This window comes from Streptomyces sp. NPDC005925 (assembly GCF_040638805.1).
GTDB lineage: Bacteria > Actinomycetota > Actinomycetes > Streptomycetales > Streptomycetaceae > Streptomyces.
In genome coordinates this window covers 205,180-232,144 of sequence record NZ_JBEXVL010000009.1, presented here as the reverse complement: position 1 = coordinate 232,144, position 26,965 = coordinate 205,180, and the positions used below count along the sequence as shown (strand labels likewise).

Below are 26,965 nucleotides of genomic sequence, written 5' to 3'. Positions count from 1 at the left end.
TATCTGGCGTTGACTTTTGGCACGCTGTTGAGTTCTCAAGGAACGGACGCTTCCTTTGTACTCACCCTCTCGGGCTTTCCTCCGGGCGCTTCCCTTCGGTCTTGCGTTTCCGACTCTATCAGATCCTTTTCTCGGCCTGACCCCCAGTCAGCGGGGTTTGTCTTTCCGGCCGCTGGGCCGTTCCGACGAGTGAGACTTTAGCGGATTCCCGGCTCCCGAGCGAATCGGGGGCCTGCGTCCTTTCGGACGCGGATTCCTCATTTCGCGAATACGCATGCCAACGAAACAGCAGCAGACGCAGAGCGACTGTCACCGAGTGGTGGTGGTACTTGCGGAATGGCTGTCCGGGGACCGACCGAAATCGGCGCTCACGTCGAACAACTCGGAGAACACTACGGAGGGCCCCTGGGCGTGTCAACTTCAGGACAGTCGGCACCCCCGCGGCGTACTCTTGCACGCGTGATGACGCGTACGTGCACCCCGTTCTGGTGGGCCGCCTGACGGCGGCCGGACGCACGTACGCACCAACGGCCGCCGCTTCGGCGGCCGTCCTGTTTTCTCCCTCCGGGGGCCGGCCGGCCGGTGGCGGTGGTCCCGAGCAGGAGGTGGAGAGATGAAGCGGGTCTTCAGCGGGGTCAAGCCGACCGGGCATCTGACGCTGGGGAACTACCTGGGGGCCATGCGGCAGTGGGCCGACGTCGATCAGCACCGGGCCGACGCCCTGTTCTGTGTCGTCGACCTGCACGCGCTGACCGTGGACCACGATCCGGCGCGGGTGCGACGGCTCAGTCGGCAGGCGGCGACGCTGCTGCTCGCCGCCGGACTCGATCCGAGCCGGTGCACCCTGTTCGTGCAGAGTCACGTGGACGAGCACGCCCGGCTGTCGTACGTACTGGAGTGCGTCGCGACCGACGGGGAGATGCGGCGGATGATCCAGTACAGGGAGAAGGCCGCGCGGGAGCGGGCGCGTGGCGGGAGCGTGCGGCTGTCGCTGCTGACGTATCCCGTGCTGATGGCGGCGGACATCCTGGCCTACGGGGCGGACGAGGTGCCGGTCGGTGACGACCAGGCGCAGCACGTCGAACTGACGCGGGACCTCGCGGTGCGGTTCAACCAGCGGTACGGGCCCACCTTCGTGGTGCCGCGGGCGACGGTTCCGTCGGTGGCGGCGCGGGTGATGAACCTCCAGGACCCCGCGTCGAAAATGGGCAAGTCCGACGACTCGGGGCCGGGCATCGTCTATCTGCTGGACGAGCCGGACGTGATCCGCAGGAAGGTCGGGCGGGCCGTGACCGACAGCGGGCGTGAGGTCGTGTACGACCCGGAGGGGCGGCCGGGGGTGGCGAATCTGCTGGAGATCCTCGCGGCGTGCTCGGGCGGGGACCCGGTGGAGCTGGCCGGCGCCTACCCGTCGTACGGCGCGCTGAAGAAGGACACCGCGGAGGCCGTGGTCGAGGTGCTGAGGCCGGTACAGGAGCGGCATCGGGAGCTGTGCGCCGATCCCGGTCACGTGGAGGGCGTACTGCGGGAGGGTGCGGAGCGCGCCCGGGGCATGGCCCGGCCGACGGTGGATGCCGCCTACGGGGCGATCGGACTGCTGCCGTCGGACTCGCATACCGGGACACCCCGGTGAACGCCCCCCGGTAGACGCGCGGATCGGTGGCGGGGCCGCGATGCGATGTACGGGTCAGCGCATCGCGGTCCCGTCGCCGGAGCGGGAGCTGCCGGCCGGTCAGCTGTTGCCGGAGGCCAGTTCGCGGCTGCGGTCGCGGGCGGCCTCGAGGGCGGCGATGAGGGCGGCCCGTACGCCGTGGTTCTCCAGTTCGCGGATGGCGTTGATGGTGGTGCCCGCGGGGGACGTGACGTTCTCCCGGAGCCTGACGGGGTGTTCGCCGCTGTCGCGGAGCATGATGGCGGCGCCGATCGCGGACTGGACGATCAGGTCGTGGGCCTTGTCGCGGGGCAGGCCGAGCAGGATGCCGGCGTCGGTCATGGCCTCGACCAGGTAGAAGAAGTACGCCGGTCCCGAACCGGACAGGGCCGTGCAGGCGTCCTGCTGCGACTCGGGGACGCGGAGCGTCTTGCCGACGGCGCCGAAGATCTCCTCCGCGTGGGCCAGGTGGGCGGCCGTGGCGTGGTTGCCGGCGGAGATGACGGACATGGCCTCGTCCACGAGGGCCGGGGTGTTCGTCATGACGCGGACGACCGGGGTGCCGGGGGCGAGGCGCTCCTCGAAGAAGGCCGTGGGGATGCCGGCGGCGCCGCTGACGATCAGGCGGTCGGCGGGGACGTGCGGCGCGAGTTCGTCGAGGAGCGTGCCCATGTCCTGCGGCTTGACCGTGAGGATCAGGGTGTCGGCCGACTTGGCGGCCTCGGCGTTGCTGACCGGGGTGACGCCGTGGCGGGCGCGGAGTTCCTCGGCGCGCTCCGGTCGGCGGGCGGTGACCAGGAGGTCGGCCGGAGCCCAGCCCGCGCGGATCATTCCGCTGAGCAGGGCTTCGCCGATCTTTCCGGTGCCGAGGACAGCGACTTTCTGGGTCATGGTGCGGGGCCCTCCGGGGGTTGCGTCGTCCGGGGTCATCCTCGCACCGGATGCGGTGGGTGTGCGTGGCTTGTCCGGTGGGCGGGACGTGTCGGGCGGGACGTGCCGCCGGGCGGACGGGAGGGCTACGACGTACTGCGGCGCAGGGTGGCCGCGCCCAGGCCGAGGACGAGCAGCGCGCAGCCCGCCACGATCAGGACGTCCCGTACGAAGGCCGTCGTCATGTCGGTGTGGTGGAGGACCTCGTTCATGCCGTCGACGGCGTAGGACATGGGCAGGAGGTCGGAGAGGGTCTCCAGGACGGGGTGCATCCTGTCGCGCGGGGTGAACAGGCCGCACAGGAGGAGCTGGGGAAAGATCACCGCCGGCATGAACTGCACCGCCTGGAACTCGGAGGCCGCGAAGGCCGAGACGAAGAGGCCGAGGGCCGTACCGAGCAGGGCGTCGAGCAGCGCCACCAGGAGCAGCAGCCAGGGGCTGCCGGTGACGTCGAGGCCCAGGAACCACACAGCGAGGCCCGTGGCCAGGGCGGACTGGACGACGGCGAGCGTGCCGAAGGCGAGGGCGTAACCCGCGATGAGGTCGCCCTTGCCGAGCGGCATCGCGAGGAGGCGTTCCAGGGTGCCCGAGGTGCGTTCGCGCAGGGTGGCGATGGACGTCACAAGGAACATCGTGATCAGCGGGAAGATGCCGAGCAGTGAGGCGCCGATGCTGTCGAAGGTGCCGGGGCTGCCGTCGAAGACGTAACGCAGCAGGAACAGCATCACGCAGGGGACCAGGATCATCAGCGCGATCGTGCGCGGGTCGTGGCGGAGCTGGCGCAGGACGCGGGCGGCGGTGGCCGTGGTGCGGGAGGCGTTCAGGGCGCGCGGGGTGGCCGCCGGGTCGCGCGGGGCGTCGGGTGCGGTGGTGGGTGTCGTGGTCATCGGATGCGGTCCTTGTCGCGGCCTGCCGGGGTCGCCTCGTCCACGAGGTGGAGGAAGGCGGCCTCGACGGTTTCGGTGCCGGTACGGGTGCGCAGGGCGTCCGGGGTGTCCTCGGCGAGGATCTCGCCCTCGCGCATGAGCATGAGGCGGTGGCAGCGCTCGGCCTCGTCCATGACGTGGGAGGAGACGAGGAGGGTGGCGCCGCGGTCGGCGGCGATGGCGTGGAAGAGGGCCCACAGGTCGCGGCGCAGGACGGGGTCGAGGCCGACGGTGGGTTCGTCGAGGACGAGCAGTTCGGGCGTGCCGAGGAGGGCCACGGCGAGGGAGACGCGGTTGCGCTGGCCGCCGGAGAGGTTGCCGGCGAGGGCGTCGGCGTGGCTGGTGAGGTCGACGTCGGCGATCGCGCGGGTGACGTTCTCGTGGCGGCGGTCGGCTGCCGCGCGGCCCGGGTCGAGGATCGCGGCGAAGTAGGCGAGGTTCTGGCGGACGGTCAGGTCGTCGTAGACGGACGGGGCCTGCGTCACGTAGCCGACGCGGGCGCGCAGGGCGGGATGGCCCGCGGGGCGGCCGAGGACGTCGAGGGTGCCGGTGACCTTGGCCTGCGTGCCGACGACGGAGCGCATCAGCGTGGATTTGCCGCAGCCGGAGGGGCCGAGCAGGCCGGTGATACGGCCGCGGGGGACGGTGAAGTCGAGGCCGCGGAGCACGGTGCGGGGGCCTCGGACGACGGTCAGGTCCGTGGCGTGGACGGCTGGGGGGTCGGCGGTGGACGGGCCACCGTCCAGGCTGTTATTCATCATGTGATGAATAATGCTCCTGGGGGCGGTGGGCGTCAAGGAGGGGGCGGGTCCGTGGTGCGGGGGGTGGTGGGGTGGGGGTGGGGGGCCGGCACCGGGGCGCCGGGCAGGGGCCGGTGCTTGGCCGGACGGGGTGACGCGGGCGGTGGGACGGGCGGCGCGGACGCGGGCGCGCTGGCGGTGCGGGCGGGCGGCGTGGCCCGGGGCGCGGGCGCGGGGCGTCAACACGGCGGCGGTGCGGAGGGCGGCGTAGGCGCGGGGCGCGATCTGGGCACGCCGGCACGGCGGCGGTGCCACGGGCGGCGTGCGTCCGGGGCGCGGGGACACGGTGGTGGTGCGGGCGGGGCGGGGCGCAGATCGTCGCGCCTGACGGCCCTGTGTCCCGGAGCACCCGGGGCCCCGTGCCGTCCGGGACGCCGTTCGCTCGCCGCCCTCCGTGCGATGACGGTTCCGGACACCCACGGCCCCGGGGCTCCGGGACAGGAAGGCCAACGGGCAGGACACCCCGGGAGCCTTGGGGCCCGAAGGCCGCGGGGACCGCGGGAACTTCGGGAACTTCGGGGACCCCGGGGACTTCGGAGATCGCGGGACTCCGGGGGCCCATAACCCTGGGCCGGGAATCCGGGAACTCAGGACCCCAGGACCCCAGGGCCCCGGGAACCCAGGACCCCGGAAACCAGGAGCCTTGGGCCCCCAGAACCCGGGTCCCGGATTCGGGTCGTCCCGTCTAGCCGCAGTGCGGGCGGATGTAGCCGTCGCTGCCCGTCTGGACGTAGGCGTCCGAGACGAACTGGCCGTTGGCGATGTTGTCCCAGATGTTCGACGTGCCGTACGGGCCGCTGATCCAGGTGCCCGGGGACTGGCAGTTGATGGGGATCTCGGAGCCCTCGGGCAGGACCCGGACGATCGAGTAGTTGGTGCCGGGACCGCTGCGGACGTTGACGCTGTAGCCCGGGGCGATCGAGTAGTAGGTGGTGGCCGTGAGCGTGGCCTCGGCCGTCGTGACGGAGTCCACGGACTCGATGGCCTCTACGGGCTCTATGAGCGCTGTGGACTCCGTGGGTATCGCCGGGCCGTTCTCCGCCGTTTCGGCATGCTCGACAGACATGTGGAACCTCCCCCGTTGTGCCCCATGACATCCATGGGGTGGGGTAGATACCCGGGAATCACGCCACAAACACCTGTACGTAATCCGCACATGAGCGCGAGCCGGCCGCCTCTGCCTGGTACGGGTCATCCACTAGGCTCCGAGCGTTGCGCGCGCGGACGACAGCACGGGGGTGGGTCCCATGGCGCCACAGCGAAACGCCGGAGCGGACGCGGAAGCGGAACTTCCGGAGTACGCCGGTCACTACCGTCTCGAGTCCCGCCTGGGCTCGGGCGGCATGGGTGTCGTGCATCTGGCGCGCAGCACCTCCGGGATGAAGCTCGCGGTGAAGGTCGTGCACGCCCAGTACGCCCGGGACCCCGAATTCAGGGGCCGCTTCCGGCAGGAGGTGGGGGCCGCCCGGAGAGTGAGCGGGGCCTTCACCGCGCCCGTGGTGGACGCCGACCCGGAGGCCGAACGGCCCTGGATGGCCACGCTGTTCATCCCCGGCCAGACCCTCGCCCAGCACGTGAAGCGAAACGGGCCGATGGGCGCCGCCCAGCTGCGCCGGCTGACGGCGGGACTGGCCGAGGCGCTGCGGGACATCCACCGGGTCGGCGTGGTGCACCGGGATCTCAAACCGAGCAACGTGCTGCTCGCCGAGGACGGTCCGAAGGTCATCGACTTCGGTATTTCCCGGCCGAAGGACAGCGAACTGCGCACGGAGACGGGCAAGTTGATCGGCACGCCGCCGTTCATGGCACCGGAGCAGTTCCGGCGGCCGCGCGAGGTGGGACCGGCGGCCGACGTGTTCGCGCTGGGCTCGGTGCTGGTGCACGCGGCGACCGGGCGGGGCCCGTTCGACTCCGACAGTCCCTACGTCGTCGCCTACCAGGTCGTGCACGACGAGCCCGACCTGAGCGACGTACCGGAGGAACTGGCCCCGCTGGTGCTGCGCTGCCTCGCCAAGGAGCCCGAGGAGCGGCCCACGCCGGACGAGCTGATGCGCGAACTGCGGTCGGTGTCGGCGTCGTACGACACGCAGGCGTTCATACCTGCCCAGCGGACCGTGGACCCGGAGGACCCGGACCCGGATGCGGATGCGGATCCGGATGCGGATCCGGATGCGGATGCGGATGCGGATGCGGACTCGGGTTCGGACTCGGACTCGGACTCGGATTCGGGGCAGGCGTGTGCGAGCTCACCGGAGTCGCGGGACGTCGGATCCGCGCCCGGGGGCGGCCGCCCGGCCCGTAAGCGGGTCGCGCTGCTGGCCGTCACCGCGCTGGCCCTGGTCACGAGCGCGGGCACCGCCTACCTGCTGCTGGACGACTCCTCCCAGCCGGCGCGCCGGTCCCCGGCGGGCGCCTCCGCCCGGTCGGACGGCTTCCGCGGCTGGGCGGCCGAAGCGGCGTCCGAGGAACACGGCATGCCGCGGTGCGCGTACGGCGCGGAGCGTCTGGTGTGCGTGCGGTCGGGGCGGCTCAGCGCGCTCGATCCGGCCGACGGCCGGGTGCTGTGGCGGCGCGCCCTCGACGGCGTCGACGGTCCGTCCGAACCGCCGGTGTTCTCCGGCGGGTACGTGCAGGTGCGGACCCACGAGGGGGCGTACGTGGAGGCCTTCGACCCGGCCTCCGGCAAACGGGCGTGGCGGATGGACGTGTCCGGCTACCCCGCGTCCCACCACGCGGGCGGCATGCTGCTGCTGACCGCCGACGACGGGCGTGTCACCGGCGTGGACAGCGCCTCGGGCGAGGCGAGGTGGACCCGGCGGATCGCGGACCTGGGCAGTCCCTACTTCACCTCGTTCGACGGCGACCGCCACGCCCTGGCGGCCACCGTGGCGGACGACGGGGCGCGCACCCGGGTCACGGCGGTGGACCCGGACACCGGCGACGTGCGCTGGGACGCGCGGCTGGCGGGCAACCTCACCCCCGTCGGCTTCGCGGACGGCAGCGTGATCCTGCTGGCCGGCGGGCGCAACTACGGCCAGGCCGACAGCGTGGTCCGCTACGACCCCGAGTCGGGCCGGACCACGCGGGTGGCCCTCGCCGTACCGCTGGAAGGGGCGCAGGCCACCGTGCGCGGAAACCTCGTCTGCCTCCTGGGGGTCGGCGGCTCCCTCACGCTCGTCGACCTCGGCGCGGCCGAGCAGCGGTGGTCGCTGGAGACGTCGGTGAGCCGGGGGTCGGCGCCCGTCACCGACGGGCGGCACGTGTACTTCACCGGCGCCGACGGGCGACTGCTCGCCGTGGACGCCGCCGACGGCCGGCTCCTCGGCCAGACCCGGGCCCGCCTGGCCGGCGAGGACGCGGACAAGCTCGTCGCCACGCTGCCCGAGCCCCGCATCGCCGACCGGGCCGTCTACGCCACCGCCCCCGACGGCACGGTCTTCGCCGTGGACGGGCACCGGCCCGCGGACTGGTAGCCCTCCCCGGGGTGCCGGGCCGGGCACGCGTGAGGGCCGCTCCCCCAGGGGCGGCCCTCACGCGTCGCTTCCGTTCCGTCCGTGCGCGCGGGGCTCAGCCCAGCTTCGACACGTCCCGCACCGCGCCCCTGTCCGCGCTCGTGGCCATCGCCGCGTAGGCGCGCAGGGCCGCCGAGACCTTGCGCTCGCGGTTCTTCGGGGCGTACACGCCGTTCAGGGCGCGCTCACGGCGGGACAGTTCCGCGTCGTCGACCAGCAGCTCGATCGTGCGGCCGGGGATGTCGATGCGGATCCGGTCGCCGTCCTCGACCAGCGCGATCGTGCCGCCCGAGGCCGCCTCGGGAGAGGCGTGGCCGATGGACAGGCCGGACGTGCCGCCGGAGAAACGGCCGTCGGTGACCAGCGCACAGGCCTTACCGAGGCCGCGGCCCTTCAGATACGACGTCGGGTAGAGCATCTCCTGCATGCCGGGGCCGCCCTTGGGGCCCTCGTAGCGGATGACGACGACGTCGCCCTCCTCGACCTGCTGGGTGAGGATTTTCTGGACGGCCTCTTCCTGCGACTCGCAGACGACCGCGGGGCCCTCGAAGGTCCAGATGGACTCGTCGACGCCGGCCGTCTTGACCACGCAGCCGTCGACGGCGAGGTTGCCCTTGAGGACCGCGAGGCCGCCGTCCTTGGAGTACGCGTGCTCGGCGGAGCGGATGCAGCCGCCCTCGGCGTCCTCGTCGAGGGTGTCCCAGCGCTCGGACTGGGAGAAGGCCTCGGCGGAACGCACGCAGCCGGGGGCCGCGTGCCACAGCTCCACCGCGTCCGGGGAGGGGGAGCCGCCGCGGATGTCCCACGTCTTGAGCCAGTCGGACAGGGACGGGCTGTGGACCGAGTGGACGTCCTCGTCGAGCATGCCGGCGCGGTGCAGCTCGCCGAGCAGGGCCGGGATGCCGCCCGCGCGGTGCACGTCCTCCATGTAGTACGTACGGTCCTTGGCGACGTTCGGGGCGACCTTCGCCAGGCACGGGACGCGGCGGGACAACTCGTCGATCTCGGCCAGGCCGAAGGGGACCCCGGCCTCCTGGGCGGCGGCCAGCAGGTGCAGGATCGTGTTGGTGGAGCCGCCCATGGCGATGTCGAGGGCCATGGCGTTGCGGAAGGCGGCCGGGGTGGCGACGGAGCGCGGGAGGACCGTGTCGTCGTCCTGCTCGTAGTGGCGGCGGGTGATGTCCATGACCGTCCGCGCCGCACGCACGTAGAGCTGCTTGCGGGCCGTGTGCGTGGCCAGGACCGAGCCGTTGCCGGGCAGGGACAGGCCGATCGCCTCGGTGAGGCAGTTCATCGAGTTGGCGGTGAACATGCCGGAGCAGGAACCGCAGGTCGGACAGGCGTTCTCCTCGATACGGAGGACGTCCGCGTCGGAGATCTTGTCGTTGGCGGCCTCGACCATGGCGTCGACCAGGTCCAGGGTGCGGACCGTGCCGTCGACCAGGGTGGCGCGGCCGGACTCCATCGGGCCGCCGGAGACGAAGACCGTGGGGATGTTCAGGCGCAGGGCCGCGTTGAGCATGCCCGGGGTGATCTTGTCGCAGTTGGAGATGCAGATCAGGGCGTCGGCGCAGTGCGCCTCGACCATGTACTCCACGCTGTCCGCGATCAGGTCGCGCGACGGGAGGCTGTACAGCATGCCGCCGTGGCCCATCGCGATGCCGTCGTCCACGGCGATCGTGTTGAACTCGCGCGGAATGCCGCCCGCCTCGACGACCGCCTCGCTCACGATGCGGCCGACGGGGGCCAGGTGGGTGTGGCCGGGCACGAACTCGGTGAAGCTGTTGGCGACCGCGATGATCGGCTTGCGGCCGATGTCCGCGCCGGGTACACCGGAGGCGCGCATCAGGGCGCGGGCGCCCGCCATGTTGCGGCCGTGGGTGACTGTGCGGGACCTCAGCTCGGGCATCGTCGCTCGCTCCTTCGGAGAGTTGTGACTCCCGCCGAGCCTACGCCGGTCTTCCAGGAAGCGGACACCGCGTCCGGATGCCGGGACATGTGCGGTGCGCGCGGCGGGCCCGCGCTCTCCCGCTCGAAGGCCGGCCCCGGCGGCAGGGGCGGGAGGGTGGGGGTGGGCTCAGGGCCCGGTCAGATGCCCCTGCACCACCGGTGCCACCCGCGCGATGATCTGCTCCGCGTCGGCCGTGGCCAGCGGCTCGATCTTGATGACGTACCGGATCATGGCGATGCCGACGAGTTGTGCGGCGGCGAGTTCGGCGCGCAGGTCCGCGTCCGGCAGGTCGAGCCGGTCGGCCACGCGGCGCAGCAGCTGGGTGGCGATCAGGCGCCGGAACACGGCCGCCGCGGACTCGTTGTTGACGGCCGAGCGGACGATCGCCAGCAGCGGGGGCCGGGTCACCGGGTTCTCCCACAGCCCGAAGAACATGCGGGTCAGCCGCTCACCGACACCGTCGAGGGGCCCCTGGACGACCTCGTCGCGGATCTTCAGGGCGGGCGCGAAGGCCACCTCCACGGCCGCTTCGAAGACGTGTTCCTTGGTGCCGAAGTAGTGATGCACGAGCGCCGCGTCGACGCCGGCCGCCTTGGCGATGCCGCGTACGGACGTCTTCTCGTAGCCGCGCTCGGAGAACTCCTCGCGGGCCGCGGTGAGGATCCGCCTGCGGGTGTCGCCCGACTCCGTGCCGGGCGGGCGGCCCCGGCGCCTGCCGCGCGCCTTCTCCGCCCCGGGGGCGTCGGTCATCGGCGCGGCACCCCGGTCCGCGACGCCAGATGCAGGCGCGTGAACGCGAGCGCCTCGGCGAGGTCGGCCTCCCGCTCGGCGCTCGACATGGCGCGGCGGGTGTTGACCTCGACGACGACGTGCCCGTCGAAACCGGTCAGGGCCAGCCGCTCCAGCACCTCGGCGCAGGGCTGGGTGCCGCGGCCCGGGACGAGGTGCTCGTCCTTGCCGGAGCCCCGGCCGTCGGCCAGATGGACGTGACCGAGCCGGTCGCCCATGCGGTCGATCATGTCGAGGGCGTCGGAGCGGGCGGTGGCGGTGTGGCTGAGATCGATCGTGAAGTGCCGGTAGTCGTCCCTGGTGACGTCCCAGTCGGGGGCGTACGCCAGCATCTCGCGGTCCCGGTAGCGCCACGGGTACATGTTCTCGACGGCGAACCGCACGTCGGTCTCGTCCGCCATGCGCCAGATGCCGTCCACGAAGTCCCGCGCGTACTGCCGCTGCCAGCGGAACGGCGGATGCACGACGACGGTGCTCGCGCCCAGCCTCTCGGCCGCCGCGCGGGCCCGCCGGAGCTTGGTCCACGGGTCCGTGGACCACACGCGCTGCGTGATGAGGAGACACGGCGCGTGCACGGCGAGGACCGGCATGCGGTGGTAGTCGCTGAGTCTGCGCAACGCCTCGACGTCCTGGCTGACCGGGTCGGTCCACACCATGACCTCGACTCCGTCGTACCCGAGGCGCGCGGCGATCTCGAAGGCCGTCGCCGTCGACTCCGGGTACACGGACGCCGTCGACAGGGCGACCTTCGCCTCCGGTATCCGCACGACTGGCTCTGCCATGGGGGACAGGTTACGGGGTGCGGTGTCGGGGACGCGGGGTGTCTCCCGACGGTTGTGGCGCATGCCACGAGCGCGCGTACCGGGGGCCTCCGGACGGCGGTACGTCTGCCTCACACACCCCCTCGGCGCACACCCGCGGGAGCAGGGCCGCCCGCGGCCCGCCTCGCCGGGTGCCGCCGTCCCGCCGTCCCGCCGCGCCGTCCCCCGCGGGCACGCCCGCACCGGGAGCCTCCGGACGCGGTACCCCTGCGTCACGCACCCGCCATGTGGTCCAGCCGCCGCAGGATGACGCCTTCCCGGAGCGCCCACGGGCAGATCTCCACCGTCTCCACGCCGAACAGGTCCATCGCGCCCTCGGCGACCAGCGCCCCCGCGAGGAGCTGGCCCGCTCTGCCTTCGGAGACGCCGGGGAGTTCGGCGCGCTCGGCGGTGGTCATGCCGGCCAGGCGCGGCACCCAGGCCTCCACGGACTGCCGCTTCAGCTCGCGCTGCACGTACAGCCCGTCGGCGGAGCGGGCGGCGCCGGCGATGCGGGCCAGCTGCTTGAACGTCTTCGACGTCGCCACGACGTGGTCGGGCGCGCCGAAGCGGGCGATCTCCCCGACGGTGCGGGCTATCTCCGTGCGGACGTGGCGGCGCAGCGCCCGGACGTCCTGGGCGTCAGGAGGGTCGCCGGGCAGCCGGCCGGCGGTGAGGCGGCCCGCGCCGAGCGGCAGCGAGACGGCCGCGTCGGGCTGTTCGTCCATGCCGTACGCGATCTCCAGGGAGCCGCCGCCGATGTCGAGGACGAGGAGTCTGCCGGCCGACCAGCCGAACCAGCGGCGGGCGGCGAGGAAGGTGAGCCGGGCCTCCTCGGCGCCGGAGAGGACGGTGAGTTCCACACCGGTCTCGGCCCGCACGCGCGCGAGCACGTCGTCGGCGTTGCGGGCGTCCCGCACGGCGGAGGTCGCGAACGGCAGCAGGTCCTCGACGCCCTTGTCCTCGGCGGCCCGCAGGGCGTCCTGGACGACCGTGACCAGCCGGTCGACGCCCTCGGTGCCGATCGCCCCGTCGGCGTCGAGGAGTTGGGCGAGGCGCAGATCCGCCTTGTGCGAATGTGCGGGCAGCGGGCGTGCGCCGGGGTGTGCGTCCACCACCAGCAGATGCACCGTGTTCGATCCCACGTCGAGGACACCGAGTCTCATGTACGGCACGCTACTGCCCGCCGCGCGGGCCGTGACCTCCGCGTGGGAGGCGGACGCGGTCCCGCGGGGGTGCCGGGCGACTTACCCTGGTCGGGTGCCAAAGACGAACAAGGCGAACAGCGGCAAGAACGACAAGAGCGGCAAGGGCGGCAAGAGCCGTACGAAGGACAAGGCCGCCGGGAAGGCCGGTTCGGCCCCGGCTTCTTCGCGGGCGACCGCGCCGGAAGCGGGCCTTCGGGCTCCGGCGGGCGACGAGAAGGGGCTGGACTTCGCGCGCGCCTGGGTGGAGTTCCCCGATCCGGCGGACGACGAGCAGGTCTTCCGCTGTGATCTGACGTGGCTGACCTCCCGCTGGAGCTGCGTCTTCGGCAGCGGCTGCCAGGGCATCCAGGCGGGCCGCGCGGACGACGGGTGCTGCACGCTGGGCGCCCACTTCTCCGACGAGGACGACGAGAAGCGGGTCGCGGAGCACGTGGAGCGGCTCACGCCGGACATCTGGCAGAACCACGCCGAGGGCACGACGCACGGCTGGGTCTCCGAGGACGAGGACGGCGACCGTCAGACCCGCCCCTTCCAGGGCTCGTGCATCTTCCAGAACCGGCCCGGTTTCTCCGGCGGCGCGGGCTGCTCGCTGCACATCCTGGCGCTCGGGGAGGGCCGGGAGCCGCTGGAGACCAAGCCGGACGTGTGCTGGCAGCTGCCGGTCCGGCGGACGTACGACTGGATCGACCGGCCCGACGACACGCGCGTACTGCGGGTGTCGATCGGGGAGTACGACCGGCGCGGCTGGGGTCCGGGCGGTCACGACCTGCACTGGTGGTGCACGTCGGCGACCTCCGCGCACGGCGCGGGCGAGCCCGTCTACGTCTCCTACCGGGCGGAGCTGACCGAGTTGATGGGCAAGGGCGGCTACGACCGGCTCGCCGAGCTGTGCGAGCAGCGCCTGGCGTCACGACTGCCCCTGCTGGCACCGCACCCGGCCGACCCCACCGCCTGAACCAACTCGACGGCCGGCCGTATCCGAGCCCACCGCCGCAACCGACCCCACCGCCGCAACCAATTCCTACCGGCTGAAACCGGGCCCCCCGCCGCGACCGGCCCCACCGACTGAACCGGCCCCCGGCCCGGCACCGTCCGCCGGATGCGGAGACGGCGTCGCCCGGCTCGAGCCGCCGGACGCGGTTACGGCGTCGTCCCGCTCGGGTCGCCGCTGCCGTTCGGTGGGGGCGACGCGGCGTCCGGGCTGGACGGCGACGGCTCGCCCGGCGCCGGGTCCTGGGGCCCCGACGACGCCGGGTCGGACGGCTCGCCCGGCGCGGGCTCCGAGGGGGCGGGGTCGGCCGGCGCCGGGTCCGGCGCGCCCGGCGGCGGTCCGCTCGTACCGCTCGGCGCCGGTGCGGGACCCGGGCCGGTCGTGCCGGGTGCCCCGCCGTGGCCCTCGATGGAGACGGCGTCGCCCGCGGGCGCGATCGTCACGCGCGCGCTCCAGTCCCCGGACGGTTCGCGCAGCTGGTCGACGTACACCTTGAGCGTCAGCGTCCCGCCCGGCCGCAGGGTGCCCGACGACCGGCTCAGGTACAGCCAGGACGCGCGTGTGGACGCCGACCAGCGCACCGGCTCCGGGCCGGTCGCGGTGAGGGTGATCAGCGTGGTGTCGCCGCTGTGCCCGGCCGACACCTCCAGGCCGGCCGCGCCCTTGCGTCCCGGGACGCTCACCACCTCGACGGACACGTCGCCGTCCCGCCCGGACCTGCCGCCCGGCGTGCTGCTGGCGTTGCCCGCGTTCTCGTAGCCGCCCGCGCCCCCGTCGAGCGCGTCCGGGCCGGGCACCTCGCGCACGCCGGCCGAGTAGCCGCCGGAGGCCTCGCCGATCGGCGTGCCGCGGTAGGCCGCCCACAGGGCGAGCACGGGCGCGGCGACGACGGTGGCGACCACGGTCGTCGTGACGGCGCGCGTGCGCAGCCGGTCCCGGCGGGCGGCGTGGTCGCGCGGGTCCATCGGGAAGCCGCGCCGGTCGAAGCGCGGGACGTGCCCGCGCGCGCGCGTGGCGTGCCTCATCGCGGCGTACAGGGCGGCGCGGGGCGCGGTCAGTACGGGCAGTTCGGCGGGGGTGACGGCCGTGCCGGGCCAGCGGCCGGGGATGGCGCGCTCGGCGGTACGGCGGCAGCGCGGGCAGTCGTCGACGTGCCGGACGAGTTCGCGGCGCAGCGCCGAGCCGAGCACGAGCCGGCTGTCCCCCGTGAGGTGGGCCACGCTCGGGCAGGTGCCGGTCTCCACGGCGGTGAGCGCCGCGCGCGTGCGTTCGACCTCGCAGGCGGCGGAGGCGAGGAGTTCCTTGGTGGCGGCCGGTTCCCTGCCGACGACGGCCGCGACCTCGTGCGGGGCGAGGTGGTGGCGCACGGCGAGCTCGAGCGCCTCGCGCTGCTCCGGGGTGATCCCGGCGGCCTCGGGCCAGGCCAGCAGGGTGAGTTCGTGCCGGCGGTGCTCCTGGACGTCGTCCGGCGGGGTCGCCGCGCAGGACCGTTCCGGCTGTGGGGGGCCGCCGGCCCGGCCCGTGGCGTGGCTGCCAGGACGTTTCTGCTGAGCCGCGGCGAGCCGGCGCAGGCACGACCAGCGGGCCAGCGCGTACAGCCAGGTCCGGCGGTCGCGGGGGGACTCCGGGCAGTGCCGGCCGCGCCGCTCGGCGAGCGCGAGGACGTCTCCGAGGGCGGCGGTGGCCGCGTCGTGGTCGCACAGCACGGACAGGCAGTAGGTGAACAGACCGTCCAGATAAGGCTCGTAGCGGGCGGGCGGCCGTTCCGCCAGCGTACGGGCCGCCACGTGTTCGCGCGCCTCGCTGCGCGCCGGGTGCGCGCCGGTCGTGCGGGTCGGGGTCTGCGGACTGCTGCTCGTCATCCGGCGACCGTAGGCGGCGGCGCTCACCCCCTTCTCCCCGCTTGAGCATATTTAATCCGTACGGGTGAAACGATCCCTCATATGAGGGCGCGGGTCGCTTGTTCGAGGGTTTGTTCAAGCCATGGTGGCCTGTTCACGGTGGCTGTCGGCGCCCGTCGACGGGCATCGGCCGACCCGGTGTCGGTGTCGGCGGCTACGGTGCACCCATGGCTGCCCGTGCGAAGACCACCAAGGACCGGCCGTCCTACCGTTGCACCGAGTGCGGCTGGCAGACGGCCAAGTGGCTCGGCCGCTGCCCCGAGTGCCAGGCCTGGGGCACGGTCGAGGAGTACGGCACGCCCGCGGTACGCACCACGGCGCCGGGCCGCGTCACCACGTCCGCCCTGCCCATCGGCCAGGTCGACGGCAGGCAGGCCACGGCCCGCTCCACCGGGGTGCCCGAGCTGGACCGGGTGCTCGGCGGCGGTCTGGTGCCCGGCGCGGTGGTGCTCGTCGCGGGCGAGCCGGGCGTCGGCAAGTCGACCCTGCTGCTCGACGTGGCGGCCAAGGCGGCGAGCGAGGAGCACAAGACGCTCTACGTCACGGGCGAGGAGTCGGCGAGCCAGGTCCGGCTGCGCGCCGACCGCATCAAGGCCATCGACGACCACCTGTATCTCGCGGCCGAGACCGACCTGGCGTCCGTACTGGGCCACTTGGACGCGGTGAAGCCGTCGCTGCTGATCCTCGACTCGGTGCAGACGGTCGCCTCCCCGGAGATCGACGGAGCGCCCGGCGGCATGGCCCAGGTCCGCGAGGTGGCCGGGGCGCTGATCCGCGCGTCCAAGGACCGCGGCATGTCGACGCTGCTGGTGGGCCATGTCACCAAGGACGGCGCCATCGCGGGCCCGCGCCTGCTGGAGCACCTCGTGGACGTGGTGCTGCACTTCGAGGGCGACCGCCACGCCCGCCTGCGCCTGGTCCGCGGCGTCAAGAACCGGTACGGCACGACGGACGAGGTCGGCTGCTTCGAACTGCACGACGAGGGCATCACGGGCCTGACCGACCCCAGCGGCCTGTTCCTGACGCGCCGGGCGGAGCCCGTGCCCGGCACCTGCCTGACCGTCACCCTGGAAGGCCGCCGCCCGCTGGTCGCCGAGGTGCAGGCGCTCACGGTCGACTCGCAGATCCCGTCCCCGCGCCGTACGACATCGGGGCTGGAGACCTCCCGCGTGTCGATGATGCTCGCCGTACTGGAACAGCGCGGCCGGATCAGCGCCTTGGGCAAACGGGACATCTACTCCGCCACGGTCGGCGGTGTGAAGCTGTCCGAGCCCGCCGCCGACCTGGCCATCGCGCTCGCCCTGGCGTCGGCGGCGAGCGACACCCCGCTGCCGAAGAACCTCGTCGCGATCGGCGAAGTGGGCCTCGCGGGCGAGGTGAGACGCGTCACGGGCGTGCAGCGCAGGCTCGCCGAAGCACACCGCCTGGGCTTCACACATGCCCTGGTGCCGGGCGATCCCGGGAAGGTTCCGGCGGGGATGAAGGTGCTGGAGGTCGCCGACATGGGCGAGGCCCTGCGGGTCCTTCCGCGGTCCCGTCGCCGGGAGGCCCCCCGGGAGGAGACGGACCGCCGGTAGACTTTGCCCTGGTCTCGCCCGTCCGTACGACCGAGTGTGCGACACGGGAGCGCCCCACAACCTGTGACCGGAGGAGTGCAGTGGCAGCCAACGACCGGGCAGCGGCTCCCGGAAAGTCCGGTGGGAGTGCCGGTCCCGATGGCCTGATGCGCGCCTCACTGAGCGCCGTGGCTCCCGGCACACCCCTGCGTGACGGCCTGGAGCGGGTCCTTCGCGGCAACACCGGCGGCCTCATCGTGCTCGGCTCCGACAAGACCGTCGAGTCGATGTGCACGGGCGGATTCGTCCTGGATGTCGAGTTCACGGCCACGCGGCTGCGTGAGCTGTGCAAGCTCGACGGCGGCATCGTGCTCTCCTCCGACCTGTCGAAGATCCTCCGGGCGGGCGTCCAGCTCCTCCCGGACCCGACGATCCCGACCGAGGAGACCGGTACCCGGCACCGCACGGCCGACCGCGTGAGCAAGCAGGTCGGCTTCCCGGTCGTCTCCGTCTCCCAGTCGATGCGCCTGATCGCCCTGTACGTCGACGGCCAGCGCCGCGTCCTGGAGGACTCCGCGGCGATCCTGTCCCGCGCCAACCAGGCCCTGGCGACCCTGGAGCGTTACAAGCTCCGCCTCGACGAGGTCGCGGGCACGCTGTCGGCACTGGAGATCGAGGACCTGGTGACCGTCCGGGACGTTTCGGCGGTCGCGCAGCGCCTGGAGATGGTGCGCCGGATCGCCACGGAGATCGCCGAGTACGTGGTGGAGCTGGGCACCGACGGACGTCTTCTCGCGCTCCAGCTGGACGAGTTGATCGCGGGCGTCGAACCGGAGCGCGAACTGGTCGTCCGGGACTACGTCCCCGAGCCGACCGCGAAGCGCTCCCGCACGGTCGAGGAGGCCCTGGCCGAGCTGGACAAGCTCAGTCACGCCGAACTGCTCGAACTCTCCACGGTGGCCCGCGCCCTCGGCTACACCGGCTCCCCGGAGACGCTCGACTCCGCGGTCTCGCCGCGCGGCTTCCGCCTGCTGGCCAAGGTGCCGCGCCTGCCCGGCGCCATCATCGACCGCCTCGTGGAACACTTCGGCGGCCTCCAGAAGCTCCTGGCCGCGAGCGTGGACGACCTCCAGACCGTGGACGGCGTGGGCGAGGCCCGGGCCCGCAGCGTCCGGGAAGGCCTGTCACGGCTGGCGGAGTCGTCGATCCTGGAGCGGTACGTCTGAGCCTGCGGGCCTGAGCCTGCGGGTCCGAGCCTGCGGTTCTGGTCGTACGGTTCTGGTCGTACCGTTCTGGTCCGCCGGGCGGCCGGCCCTACGGACCGGACCCTGTTCCGGAAGTGGCGTCGTCGTTGTCCACAGCGCGGCAGGCGTCACTTTCGCGGCAGGAGCCTCAGGCGGCCTCGATCACGAACGACGTCTGGACCTTCGCGAAGCCCGGCGCCTTCGCCTCCACCAGGTAGGTGCCCGGCTTCGCCACCCCCGCCGAGGGGGTCGCGCACTCGGGGGCGCCCGGCTTGCGGTCCCACTTCACGGTGTACGTGATGCCGCTGTCGGACGGCACCCGGTAGAACCGGCTGCCCGCAGCCTCGGGGCAGTCGTCCGACGCCCAGAACGCGTCGTCGGCGGTGGCCGGAGTGACCGTCAGTACGGCGCTCTCGGGCCCGAAGTCCATCTTGCAGTCGCTGCCGGAGATGTTCCGCGCGGCCAGCACGAAGGTCGGCATCTGGCCGGGCTCGTACGTGTTGCGGAGGCTGCGCAGGCTCAACTTCACCGCCGACGGCGTGCAGTTGGGCAGCGGGGACCCGGCGGGAACCGTGTCGCCGGAGCCCGTACCGGCACCCGTCCCGGAGGCGGGACCGCCGCCGGGGCCGCCGGAACCACCCGCGCCACCGGAGCCGCCGTCACCCGAGCCGGAAACGTCGCCCGAACCGCTCCCGTCGCCGTCACCGTCGCCCGGACCGTCCCCGGTACCGCCGGTGTCGCCGTCTTCCGACTCGTCCCGGCCGCCCGGCGCCTGACTGATCGCCGGGCCGGAGTCCGACGGCCCCGGCGTGATCGTGGGGGCGGGATTCTTGCCGTCGGCGCTGTTCCTGCTGCCGTTGCCACCCCCGCCACCCGAGGTGACGACCCAGGCCGCCAGCAACGCCAGCACGGCGAAAAGAGACAGGAGTGCGGCCCTCCGACGCCAGTAGATGGAGGAGGGAAGCGGCCCGACCGGATTGCGCAGAGATCCCACGGCGCAAACTGTACGAGAGATCGGGACGTTCGCTGCTCCCACCCGCCGACCGCGGCCACAACTTTTCCGGATCATCATCCCGCAAACGCATCCCGCACCCCGGCTTCCGTCGGGCGCGGTACGCGCGACGACGTGCGCCACGGCTCCCGTCCGCACCCGGTCGACAACTGTCGGGGCGGGGCCGGGATCCGGGGTCGGGGCCGTGGTCGCGGTCGCGGTCGCGGTCGCGGTCGGGAGCCGAGATCGTGAGCCGGGGGTGCGGTCGCGGTCGGAGCCGGGTCGGGTCGGGTCGGCAGCTCCGAGTGCCTCGCAGGTGCGGCGCGCCGCACGCGGCGTGCGCATTCGTCCGGGCGGCGCCACCCCCGCGTCGGCGCTCCCGCGCCGCCGGTCCGGAAACCGGCACACCGCTCGCGCGGCCCGCGAACCGCCCACCTCGCCGCCCTTGCCCCCGTGTGGCCGCCCCCGCATGGCAGGATCGGAAGGCCATGACTGCGTCCACGAAGCACCCGCACGGCGGCACCGCCGACCCCGCGTCCGAGCGGTCCGCCCAAGGACCGCTGCACTCCCCCGTCATCGAATGGTTCGACGAGCACGCCCGGGACCTGCCGTGGCGGCGCCCGGAGGCCGGTGCCTGGGGGGTGATGGTCAGCGAGTTCATGCTCCAGCAGACCCCGGTCAACCGCGTCCTGCCCGTCTACGAACAGTGGCTGGCCCGCTGGCCGCGCCCCGCCGACCTCGCCGTGGAGGCGCCCGGCGAGGCCGTCCGCGCCTGGGGCCGGCTCGGCTACCCGCGCCGCGCCCTGCGCCTGCACGGCGCCGCCGTCGCCATAGCGGAACGGCACGGCGGCGACGTACCGGACGAGCACGCCCAGCTTCTCGCGCTGCCCGGCATCGGCGAGTACACGGCGGCGGCCGTGGCGTCGTTCGCCTACGGGCAGCGGCATCCCGTGCTGGACACCAACGTCCGGCGGGTCTTCGCCCGCGCGGTCACCGGGGTGCAGTACCCGCCGAACGCCACCACCGCCGCCGAACGCCGCCTCGCCCGCGCACTGCTGCCCGAGGACGAGCCCACCGCCGCCCGCTGGGCCGCCGCCTCCATGGAGCTCGGCGCGCTGGTGTGCACGGCCCGCAACGAGCAGTGCCCGCGCTGTCCGATCGCCGCGCAGTGCGCCTGGCGGCTGGCCGGCAAGCCCGAGCACGACGGCCCGCCGCGCCGCGGCCAGACGTACGCCGGCACCGACCGCCAGGTGCGCGGCCGGCTGCTCGCGGTGCTGCGGGAGGCGCACTCGCCCGTGCCGCAGCAGGCCCTGGACCGCGTGTGGCACGAGCCCGTGCAGCGCGCCCGGGCACTCGACGGGCTCGTCGCCGACGGTCTGGTCGAGCCGCTGCCGGGCGGCCTGTACCGGCTGCCGCTGACCTGACGGGCTCACGGACCTGACAGCGAGAGCCGGCGTCTGGGGCCGCCTTCACGAGGCCGTGCTGCACCGGTTGGACGATGCCGGCCTGGTCGATATCACCCGCGTCGTCCTCGACACCGCCCACGTCAGGGCGAAGAAGGGGGCGGACACACAGGTCCGAGCCCCGTGGACCGGGGCAAGCAGGGTTCCAGGATGCACGTCTTGCCGGACGCGAACGGATTGCCCCTCCTCGTCGGCGTCTCGGTCGGCAACACCCACGACAGCGAGGGGCTGAAGCCCATGGTCGAGGGTCACCAAACGAGACACGACCCTCACCGCGGCCGGTACCTCAAGCCGCAGCGTCTCCACGCGGACAACGCGTACGACCGTGCCGACCTGCGCCGATGGCTGCGCGGGAAGCGAATCGGCGTGCGCATCGCCCGCCAGGGCATCGAGTCCAGCGAGCGATCGGGGCGACGCCGCCGGGTCATCGAGCGCACCATGTCCTGGCTGTCCGGCTACCGCCGACTCAGCCCCGTTACGAGCGCGATCCCCGCAACTGCCTGGCCTTTCTCGGACTCGCCGCCCTCTGCTGCTACCAGCGCCTTGCCCGCCTCACCACACAGGAACCCGTCTCGAGAATGCCTATTCCTGGGCCTGCTTCGGGTCGATCGGGATCTCGCGTGACGTGTTCTCGGCGCGTTCCTCGGCGCTCAACCGTCGTGCTGCGGTCCCGCAGCAGCGGTCGTACTGGCTCTGCCAGTCCGTCATGAATGCGTCGTAGCTGGACTGCCCGACCAGCTTCAGGTCCGACTCGTCGTTGTGCCAGACGCCGTTGCTCGTCCAGTTCGAAGAGCCGACGAACACAAGGCTGGAGTCGGCCACACCCGCGTACGTGCCGCTGACCATCATGTACTTGTCGTGCGTGTAATGCAGGGCATTTCCGTTCGCGTCGGTGCCGCGGGAGGTGTCGTGCACGTCGATGTTCGGCCGGTCCTTCACGTAGTCCTGCACGCTGCTGTCGACCTGACCGGCGGTGAAGAGTACGTGAATCCTGACGCCCGTTTGTGCCAGGCTGACCAGCTTCTTCGGCAGCTCCAGATAGTTCCGGTCGCCCGGCTGCCCGTGAGAGGTCCACTGGTACATGGCGATGTTGATCGTGGCCGGCGCCTTGATGTTGTCCAGGAAGTCGACCCAGGTGTCGCTTTTGGTGCGCGCCTTGGGCCACTGGTAGGAGGGCGGGGACAGGGTCCTGGCGGCCGTGCCGCTGGTGGAGCTGTAGTAGTCGGGCACCAACGGGCCCGGGCCGTTGAGAGCCCCCTTGGCCATGGCTGTGAAGTAGCGGACGTAGGAGTTGTACAGGTCGACGTTCCCCTTGACGGTGGCGCTACTGTTCCACGCGGTGTTGGCCTGGGCGGAGGTGGGATTGGCGCTGCTGACGGTCACCGTCCGGTTCGCGTCGCTCCCGCCGCTGAGCATGTAGTACTTCGCATGCAAGGAGGAGCCGGAATAGTGGGTCAGACAGCCACCCGGGCACAACGCGGCGAAGCTGGAGGACTGCGGGTCGTTGCCCAGCTCGGTGACCATCGACTGCCAGATCGCATTGTCGCTGTGCGAGTCCATCAGCGCCTTGACGATGACGCCACGCTGGTGCGCGGCGATCAGGGCGTTGGCGAAGTCCGGGCCCGGCTGCGTGCTGCCGAGCGAGTACATGGCGACGCGTATGGTCTGCCCGCAACTGGCGCTGTTGATCGATTCGATGATCGGGCCCATGACGTTCATCCGGGCGGTGGCGTCCTCCGGGTCGTTGAAGCTCGGGCCCGGTCTTGAGATGAACGTCCGAGACTCGCAACTGAGCGGATCCTTGGCATTCTTGACCGCCGCGTGCGCCGTGGTCGGCGACAGCGCGGTGACGACCAGCGCGGTGATCAACGTAAGCGTGCGCTTCATGGACGGACCTTTCGATGGGCTGTTGACCATGACAAGTCGGGGTATTGCTGTACTGATTGACCAATAAGTATCGGGGTATTGCTGTGCTGATGGACCAATGAGTAATGGCCAAGGTGAGCCAGGCAGCCGACGTAGCGGTACGGGCCTGTCCGGCTGTTCGGTGTGGCGGACCCGCCAGTCACCGACCTGGTGAACTCGCCGTCAGCGACGCCGACTTGGAACCAGCTCGGAGCCCTGCACGCTGGACGCTGAACCGCCCCGGGTTCGACAGAGATCTCACATTGTGGTCGTGACCTGGGGCTTTGTGAGTCCCGTGGAGGAGTTGGTCTCGTACTCGGCGGGTGGGACGTGGCCTATCTCACCGTGCAGGCGGCGGTGGCAGTACCAGTCGATCCATGCGGCGGTAACCGGCTCGACAGGGGTGTCCTGCGTTCCGTCACCCTGTGGCCGCACTTTCGACGGCGGGATCAACGGCTTCGCGATCTCCCACAGTCCGTCCGGAACAATCCAACTCCGCGTACCCCGCCCCATGGACGGACCAACGACCGCCTCACCGGAGAGGACACTGTCTTATGCCCTTATGGCCGCCATAACCGCACGACCCGGGCCGCCTCCACGTCCCTTCCCCGCCCTCCGTTACACAACCGACGGACAGCCGCGCGTTACCCGCAGGACGGCTCGCACAGTGCCGTGACAAGTCGCCCGTAGCTTCTGTGGTGTCGCGTGCCCGGTCGACCCGGGCCGCACGGATCCACCGGCAGACGGATCACCGGCAGTGGACCGGCGGCGGCAGGCCGGCCGGGGCGGGGACAGGGGAGGCGGTTCACCATGGCGCAGGGCGAGGTGCTCGGCGAGGTGCTCGGTTTCGAGGAGTACGTCCGCAGCCGGCACGACGCGCTGCTGCGCAGCGCCCGGCGTCTGGTCCCGGACCCGGTGGACGCGCAGGACCTGCTGCAGACGGCGCTGGCGCGGACGTACGGCAAGTGGGAAAGCATCGCGGACAAGCGGCTCGCGGACGCCTATCTGCGCCGGGTGATGATCAACACGCGCACGGAGTGGTGGCGGGCGCGGAAGCTGGAGGAGGTGCCCACCGAGCAGCTCCCGGACGCCTCCGTGGACGACACCACCGAGCAGCACGCGGACCGTGCCCTGCTGATGGACGTGATGAAGGTACTCGCCCCGAAGCAGCGCAGCGTCGTCGTGCTGCGACACTGGGAGCAGATGTCGACGGAGGAGACCGCCGCCGCGCTGGGCATGTCGGCGGGGACGGTCAAGAGCACGCTGCATCGGGCGCTCGCCCGGCTCCGCGAGGAGCTCCAGGCCCGCGAACTGGACGCACGCGCGCTGGAGCGTGAGGAGCGGGAGCGTTGCGCGGCCTGACCGGTACCGGTGCCACACGAGTACGGGGCGGCTCTCCGGCGGTGGGCACGGCGGTGATCGTGCTCACCGCCGTCGCTCTCTTCGCGTGCGCCTGCGCGACCGGCGGCACCGGCACCCGTGACGAGGGTCCGGCGCACGCCGACACCGTCTCGGGCGCCCCGTCCGTGCCTGCGGTGCGTCCGGTTCGGTCCCCCGACCGGGTGGACGCGGTCCGGCTGGTTCAGGACGACCCGAGGGTGTCGGCGGAGGTCAAGCGTGGCCTGAAGCCGTGCCTGGGCGACGAGTACCCCGTGGACGTGTCGTACGGCCGCCTGACCGGCGGCCCCGCCGAGGACGTCGTGGTGAACGTACTGACCTGCGGCGACGCGGTGGGGGTCGGCGCGTACGTGTACCACGTGGAGGGCGGCGCGTACCGGAACGTGTTCCGGGCCGAGGAGCCCCCGGTCTACGCGGAGATCGACCGGGGCGATCTGGTGGTGACCAAGCAGGTGTACGAGAAGGGCGACCCGGTGTCGAGCCCGTCCGGCGAGAACGTGATCACGTTCCGGTGGTCGGCGGGGCGGTTCACGGAGCGGTTCCGCGCCCACAACGACTACAGCAACGCCGTCGGCGGGGAGGCGCCGCCCGAACCCGCGGGCTGAACGCCCCGGCCGGGAACGGCCACCGGCTGAGAACGTCCGACTGAGAAAGCCTGGCCGACCACGCCCGGCCGAGAACGCCGACCGCATACGCCGACCGAGCACGCCGACGGAGAACGCCGGCTGCGACACGAGGACTGAGAGCACCGGGATGGCAGACCAGACCCACGTCCTGTTCGTCGAGGACGACGACGTCATCCGCGAGGCGACCCAGCTCGCCCTGGAGCGCAACGGCTTCGCGGTGACCGCGATGCCCGACGGCCTGTCCGGCCTCGACGCCTTCCGGTCGAGACGGCCCGACATCGCGCTGCTGGACGTGATGGTCCCCGGCCTGGACGGCGTCAGCCTGTGCCGTCGCATCCGTGACGAGTCCACCGTGCCGGTGATCATGCTGTCCGCGCGGGCCGACAGCATCGACGTGGTGCTGGGCCTGGAGGCGGGCGCCGACGACTACGTGACGAAACCGTTCGACGGTGCCGTGCTGGTCGCCCGCATCCGCGCGGTGCTGCGCCGTTTCGGGCACGCGAACGCCGACCGGGCGGAGGCCCCCGCGTCCGACGACACCGGCGGCGTCCTCACCTTCGGCGACCTGGAGGTCGACACGGTCGGCATGGAGGTGCGCCGCGCCGGGCGACCGGTGGCGCTCACCCCGACGGAGATGCGGCTGCTGCTGGAGTTCTCCTCCGCGCCGGGCACGGTGTTCTCCCGGGACAAGCTCCTGGAGCGCGTGTGGGACTACGGCTGGGGCGGAGACACGCGCGTCGTGGACGTCCATGTGCAGCGTCTGCGGACGAAGATCGGCCAGGACCGCATCGAGACGGTCCGCGGCTTCGGCTACAAACTGAAGGCCTGAGCGAAAGTATGACGCGGGGGTTGGGGAACGGCCCGCCCGAAGCCGGCGACGCGGGTGTCGCGACCGGTGCGGGCCACACCGGCGGTGCGGGTCACGCGGCCGAGGGGCGCGCGGGAGGGCCTCCGCGCTCGGGCCCGGGCTGCCCGGAGCCACGGCGGAAGCCCGGCGCGGGCTTCCGGACGGGCCTGCGGTGGAAGCTGAGCGCGGCCATCGCGCTGGTCGGCGCGCTGGTGGCGGTCGCGCTGAGCCTGGTCGTGCACAACGCGGCCCGGGTCTCCATGCTGGACAACGCGCGTGACCTCGCGGACGAGCGCCTCATGGTCGCCCAGCGCAACTACGAACTGTCGCAGCGGCCGAACTTCCCCAACGTGAAGCTGGACGACCCCGGCCTGCCGGCCGCGCTGCGCGGAAAGGTGGCGGCGGGGCGCCGGGCGACGTACGTGTCCGACCGGGCCGGTGGTCCGCCGGACATCTGGGCGGCGGTACCGCTCAAGGACGGGCACGTGATGTCGCTGCACACCGGTTTCACCGACCGCAGCACGGACGTCCTGAACGACCTCGACCAGGCCCTGGTGATCGGTTCCATCGCGGTCGTCCTCGGCGGCAGCGCGCTCGGCGTGCTGATCGGCGGGCATCTGTCGGGGCGGCTGCGGAAGGCGGCCGCCGCGGCGCACCAGGTGGCCCGGGGCGAGCCGGACGTGCGGGTGCGTGATGCCATCGGCGGGGTCGTACGGGACGAGACGGACGACCTGGCGAGCGCGGTGGACGCGATGGCGGACGCGCTGCAGCAGCGCCTGGACGCCGAGCGGCGGGTCACCGCCGACATCGCGCACGAGCTGCGCACCCCGGTGACCGGGCTGCTCACGGCGGCCGAGCTGCTGCCTCCCGGCCGCCCGACGGAGCTGGTGCTGGACCGGGCCAAGGCGATGCGCACGCTCGTCGAGGACGTACTGGAGGTGGCGCGGCTCGACGGGGCCTCGGAGCGGGCCGAACTGCAGGACATCATGCTCGGCGAGTTCGTGGGCCGCCGCGTCGCCGTGAAGGACCCGGGGGCGAGCGTGCGGGTGGTGCACGAGTCGGAGGTGACGACCGACCCGCGCCGCCTGGAGCGGGTGCTGTTCAACCTGCTCGCCAACGCGGCCCGGCACGGCGAGCCGCCCATCGAGGTCACCGTCGAGGGCCGGGTGATCCGGGTCCGCGACCACGGGCCCGGTTTCCCGCAGAACCTGCTGGCCGACGGCCCGAGCCGGTTCCGCACCGGCAGCAAGGACCGCGCCGGGCGCGGCCACGGGCTCGGACTGACCATCGCGGCCGGCCAGGCCCGGGTCCTGGGGGCCAGGCTGACCTTCCGCAACGTCCGCCCGCCCGGCACCCCGGACCACCTGCGGGCCGAGGGCGCGGTCGCGGTGCTGTGGCTGCCGGAGCACGCGCCGACGGACACGGGCAGTTATCCGATGCTGCCGTCGGGTCAGTGACGGTCGGTGACGGGCTGCG

Annotated in this window: 21 protein-coding genes and 2 pseudogenes; 11 read left to right on the top strand and 12 right to left on the bottom strand. The window is 72.6% G+C overall.

Annotation, left to right across the window (positions count from 1 at the left end; translation table 11 throughout):
* The first annotated feature begins 613 nt into the window (after positions 1 to 613).
* Positions 614 to 1,633: a tryptophan--tRNA ligase gene (trpS, locus tag ABZ354_RS14590; RefSeq protein WP_358656562.1), complete on the top strand. Its 1,020-nt coding sequence runs from the start codon at positions 614 to 616 to the stop codon at positions 1,631 to 1,633.
* 99 nt (positions 1,634 to 1,732) lie between these two features.
* Here the strand turns inward: trpS and proC are convergent, their stop codons facing one another.
* From proC to ABZ354_RS14570, 4 genes are all read right to left on the bottom strand, one after another.
* Positions 1,733 to 2,542 (bottom strand): pyrroline-5-carboxylate reductase, encoded by an 810-nt coding sequence (gene proC, locus ABZ354_RS14585; RefSeq protein WP_358656560.1) that lies wholly within the window; start codon positions 2,540 to 2,542, stop codon positions 1,733 to 1,735.
* A 125-nt stretch (positions 2,543 to 2,667) separates the two neighbouring features.
* Entirely contained in the window at positions 2,668 to 3,468 is an 801-nt protein-coding gene (locus ABZ354_RS14580; protein ID WP_358656558.1) for an ABC transporter permease, read from the bottom strand.
* On the bottom strand, positions 3,465 to 4,268 hold the full coding sequence (locus ABZ354_RS14575) for an ABC transporter ATP-binding protein (RefSeq protein WP_358656556.1): 804 nt from the start codon (positions 4,266 to 4,268) through the stop codon (positions 3,465 to 3,467). The genes ABZ354_RS14580 and ABZ354_RS14575 overlap by 4 nt, the downstream gene beginning before the upstream one ends.
* Positions 4,269 to 4,992: 724 nt before the next feature.
* A complete protein-coding gene (locus tag ABZ354_RS14570) occupies positions 4,993 to 5,373 on the bottom strand; it encodes an SH3 domain-containing protein (RefSeq protein ID WP_358656554.1) in 381 nt (126 codons plus the stop codon).
* Positions 5,374 to 5,554: 181 nt separating this feature from the next.
* Here ABZ354_RS14570 and ABZ354_RS14565 point away from each other — a divergent pair, with 181 nt between their 5' ends.
* Positions 5,555 to 7,780, top strand: coding sequence for a serine/threonine-protein kinase (locus ABZ354_RS14565; RefSeq protein ID WP_358656553.1), 2,226 nt, complete (start codon positions 5,555 to 5,557; stop codon positions 7,778 to 7,780).
* Positions 7,781 to 7,874: 94 nt separating this feature from the next.
* Here ABZ354_RS14565 and ilvD read toward each other — a convergent pair whose 3' ends face one another.
* The 4 genes from ilvD to ABZ354_RS14545 form a co-directional block, all read right to left on the bottom strand.
* Complete coding sequence (gene ilvD / locus ABZ354_RS14560) at positions 7,875 to 9,728, bottom strand: dihydroxy-acid dehydratase (RefSeq protein ID WP_358656551.1); 1,854 nt, start codon at positions 9,726 to 9,728, stop codon at positions 7,875 to 7,877.
* A 168-nt stretch (positions 9,729 to 9,896) separates the two neighbouring features.
* The gene (locus ABZ354_RS14555) at positions 9,897 to 10,520 is read right to left on the bottom strand and encodes a TetR family transcriptional regulator (RefSeq protein WP_358656549.1); all 624 of its coding nucleotides are present in this window, start codon (positions 10,518 to 10,520) and stop codon (positions 9,897 to 9,899) included.
* Positions 10,517 to 11,341 carry a sugar phosphate isomerase/epimerase gene (locus ABZ354_RS14550; RefSeq protein ID WP_358656547.1) on the bottom strand — a complete coding sequence of 275 codons (825 nt, stop codon included), beginning with the start codon at positions 11,339 to 11,341 and terminating at the stop codon, positions 10,517 to 10,519. The genes ABZ354_RS14555 and ABZ354_RS14550 overlap by 4 nt, the downstream gene beginning before the upstream one ends.
* A gap of 251 nt (positions 11,342 to 11,592) precedes the next feature.
* Complete coding sequence (locus ABZ354_RS14545; protein WP_358656545.1) at positions 11,593 to 12,525, bottom strand: Ppx/GppA phosphatase family protein; 933 nt, start codon at positions 12,523 to 12,525, stop codon at positions 11,593 to 11,595.
* 94 nt (positions 12,526 to 12,619) lie between these two features.
* On the opposite strand from ABZ354_RS14545, the gene ABZ354_RS14540 reads away from it, so the two are divergent.
* Positions 12,620 to 13,522 carry a hypothetical protein gene (locus tag ABZ354_RS14540; RefSeq protein ID WP_358656543.1) on the top strand — a complete coding sequence of 301 codons (903 nt, stop codon included), beginning with the start codon at positions 12,620 to 12,622 and terminating at the stop codon, positions 13,520 to 13,522.
* 185 nt (positions 13,523 to 13,707) lie between these two features.
* Here ABZ354_RS14540 and ABZ354_RS14535 read toward each other — a convergent pair whose 3' ends face one another.
* Positions 13,708 to 15,420 (bottom strand): hypothetical protein, encoded by a 1,713-nt coding sequence (locus ABZ354_RS14535; protein ID WP_358656541.1) that lies wholly within the window; start codon positions 15,418 to 15,420, stop codon positions 13,708 to 13,710.
* Positions 15,421 to 15,626: 206 nt separating this feature from the next.
* Between ABZ354_RS14535 and radA the strand changes: the two genes are divergently transcribed.
* Positions 15,627 to 17,036 (top strand): DNA repair protein RadA, encoded by a 1,410-nt coding sequence (gene radA, locus ABZ354_RS14530; protein ID WP_358656539.1) that lies wholly within the window; start codon positions 15,627 to 15,629, stop codon positions 17,034 to 17,036.
* A gap of 80 nt (positions 17,037 to 17,116) precedes the next feature.
* Positions 17,117 to 18,241 (top strand): DNA integrity scanning diadenylate cyclase DisA, encoded by a 1,125-nt coding sequence (disA, locus tag ABZ354_RS14525; protein ID WP_358656537.1) that lies wholly within the window; start codon positions 17,117 to 17,119, stop codon positions 18,239 to 18,241.
* 166 nt (positions 18,242 to 18,407) lie between these two features.
* Here disA and ABZ354_RS14520 read toward each other — a convergent pair whose 3' ends face one another.
* Positions 18,408 to 19,253 carry a hypothetical protein gene (locus ABZ354_RS14520; RefSeq protein WP_358656535.1) on the bottom strand — a complete coding sequence of 282 codons (846 nt, stop codon included), beginning with the start codon at positions 19,251 to 19,253 and terminating at the stop codon, positions 18,408 to 18,410.
* A 485-nt stretch (positions 19,254 to 19,738) separates the two neighbouring features.
* Between ABZ354_RS14520 and ABZ354_RS14515 the strand changes: the two genes are divergently transcribed.
* Together ABZ354_RS14515 and ABZ354_RS14510 are read left to right on the top strand one after the other, a co-directional pair.
* Positions 19,739 to 20,674 carry an A/G-specific adenine glycosylase gene (locus ABZ354_RS14515; protein ID WP_358656533.1) on the top strand — a complete coding sequence of 312 codons (936 nt, stop codon included), beginning with the start codon at positions 19,739 to 19,741 and terminating at the stop codon, positions 20,672 to 20,674.
* 22 nt (positions 20,675 to 20,696) lie between these two features.
* Positions 20,697 to 21,273, top strand: a pseudogene (locus ABZ354_RS14510) (IS5 family transposase); the annotation flags it as partial.
* 22 nt (positions 21,274 to 21,295) lie between these two features.
* Here ABZ354_RS14510 and ABZ354_RS14505 read toward each other — a convergent pair.
* A complete protein-coding gene (locus ABZ354_RS14505) occupies positions 21,296 to 22,600 on the bottom strand; it encodes a phospholipase D-like domain-containing protein (RefSeq protein ID WP_358656531.1) in 1,305 nt (434 codons plus the stop codon).
* 390 nt (positions 22,601 to 22,990) lie between these two features.
* Positions 22,991 to 23,131 (bottom strand): annotated as a pseudogene (locus ABZ354_RS14500) (IS5/IS1182 family transposase); the annotation flags it as partial.
* Positions 23,132 to 23,428: 297 nt separating this feature from the next.
* Here ABZ354_RS14500 and ABZ354_RS14495 point away from each other — a divergent pair.
* The 4 genes from ABZ354_RS14495 to cseC all read left to right on the top strand — a co-directional run bounded on the left by ABZ354_RS14495 (position 23,429) and on the right by cseC (position 26,946).
* Positions 23,429 to 23,980, top strand: coding sequence for a SigE family RNA polymerase sigma factor (locus ABZ354_RS14495; RefSeq protein ID WP_358656529.1), 552 nt, complete (start codon positions 23,429 to 23,431; stop codon positions 23,978 to 23,980).
* A gap of 41 nt (positions 23,981 to 24,021) precedes the next feature.
* Positions 24,022 to 24,621: a hypothetical protein gene (locus ABZ354_RS14490; RefSeq protein WP_358656591.1), complete on the top strand. Its 600-nt coding sequence runs from the start codon at positions 24,022 to 24,024 to the stop codon at positions 24,619 to 24,621.
* Positions 24,622 to 24,769: 148 nt separating this feature from the next.
* Positions 24,770 to 25,471: a two-component system response regulator CseB gene (gene cseB / locus ABZ354_RS14485; protein WP_358656527.1), complete on the top strand. Its 702-nt coding sequence runs from the start codon at positions 24,770 to 24,772 to the stop codon at positions 25,469 to 25,471.
* A gap of 185 nt (positions 25,472 to 25,656) precedes the next feature.
* Entirely contained in the window at positions 25,657 to 26,946 is a 1,290-nt protein-coding gene (gene cseC / locus ABZ354_RS14480) for a two-component system sensor histidine kinase CseC (RefSeq protein WP_358656589.1), read from the top strand.
* The last annotated feature ends 19 nt before the right edge of the window (positions 26,947 to 26,965 follow it).